Genomic DNA, 1,759 nt, shown 5'->3' with positions numbered 1-1,759 from the left:
CCAGAGATGAAAAGGCTTAAGATGGCTATTCGACAGACACCAACGCGGGCGGGGCGGGGACGGCCCGAGCGACCTTCATGACCGGGCGGGCCGGCGCCTCAGGCTCGGCCGCGACCTTCCGCGCGAGCTTGACCGGCCCGGCCGAAGCGCTCGCGGGCGGCGTGTCGTCGGGCGTGCGCGCGACCGAGGCCGCCGACGAAGAGACGGCCGGCGGCGGGTCGGCCGGCGTGCGCGCGACCGAAGCCGTCGGCGACGAGGTCGTGGCCGGCGTCTCGGCCTGCGTGCGTGCGACCGAGGCCGCCGACGAGGAGGTGGGGGTCGGCGTGTCGGCCGGGGTGCGCGCGACCGAGGCCGGCGGGGACGGAGCCGCGGGCGGCGTGTCGGCCGGGGTGCGCGCGACCGAAGCCGGCGAGGACGGAGCCGCGGGCGGCGTGTCGGCCGGAGTCGTCGCGACCGAAGCCGGCGAGGACGAGGCCGCGGGCGGCGTGTCCGCGGGCGTGCGCGCGACCGACGGCGGCGTGGTCGAGAGCCGCGACGGGCGCGGCAGCGTGATGGCCTCGGGGTCGTCGTCGTCGCCGGGCGTGCGGGCGATCGAGGCGGGGGCGGACGGGGTCGGCGTGTCGCCGGCGGGCGTGCGCGCGATCGACGCGGGCGCCGGCGGGGTCGGCGCGTCGTCGGCGGGCGTGCGCGCGATCGACGCGGGGGCCGGCGGGGTCGGCGTGTGGTCGGCGGGCGTGCGCGCGATCGACGCGGGCGCCGGCGGGGTCGGCGTGTCCGCGGGGGTGCGGGCGATCGAGGCGGGGGCCGACGGGGTGAGCGCGTCGTCGGCGGGGGTGCGGGCGATCGACGCGGGGGCCGGCGGGGTCGGCGTGTCGTCGGCGGGTGTGCGGGCGATCGAGGCCGGCGCCGGCGAGGTCGGCGTGTCCGCGGGGGTGCGGGCGATCGAGGCGGGGGCCGACGGGGTCGGCGCGTCGTCGGCGGGTGTGCGGGCGATCGAGGCCGGCGCCGACGGGGTCGGCGTGTCGTCGGCGGGTGTGCGCGCGATGGACGCGGGGGCCGGCGGGGTCGGCGTGTCGTCGGCGGGTGTGCGCGCGATGGACGCGGGGGCCGGCGGGGTCGGCGTGTCGTCGGCGGGTGTGCGCGCGATGGACGCGGGGGCCGGCGGGGTCGGCGTGTCGTCGGCCGGGGTGCGGGCGATCGAGGCCGGGGCGGACGAGGTGTCGTCGGCGCGGGTGCGCGCGATCGAGGCGGACGCCGAGGGTGTCGGCGCGTCGTCGGCCGGGGTGCGCGCGATCGACGCGGGTGCCGCCGCGGCCGGCGCGTCTTCGGCCGGGGTGGGGGCGACCGAGGCGGGCGGCGCGTCCGTGCCCGGCTCGAGCGGCTTGCGGGAGAGGCGCTTCGGGGAAGCGCCTGGGTCTTCCTCGTCGGCGGAGTCGGCGAGGCCGAGTTCGTCCGAGGAGAGCGGAGCGCCGGTGCCGGCGCCTTCGACGATGCGGGCGCCGCGAGAGCGCTCGAGGCCGCCGCGCGCGACGAAGCGGGCGACGCGCTCCTCCTTCGTCGGCTCGGGCATCTTCTCGGCGACGCTCATCGGGACGAGGTCGCTCTCGGCGCCGGCGGAGTCGCCGAACAGCCACTGGGCGGCGAACGGGCTCATGCCGGCCCTGGCCCAGTCCGGGCCCTCCGCGGGGCCCTGCGCCGCGGCGGGCGCGGCCGGGGCGGCCGGAGCGGGAGCCGAAGCGGCGGGCGCGGCCGGGGCGGG

At 80.7% G+C, this 1,759-nt stretch carries 1 pseudogene; it reads right to left on the bottom strand.

The features are described from left to right. Positions 1–25: 25 nt before the first annotated feature. Positions 26–1,759: pseudogene (locus tag OJ962_RS34160) on the bottom strand (hypothetical protein); the annotation flags it as partial.

The sequence above is a fragment of the Solirubrobacter deserti genome (assembly GCF_027587175.1).
In the GTDB taxonomy this organism is placed as follows: Bacteria; Actinomycetota; Thermoleophilia; order Solirubrobacterales; family Solirubrobacteraceae; genus Solirubrobacter; species Solirubrobacter deserti.
This window is presented reverse-complemented; position numbering and strand designations above follow the sequence as displayed.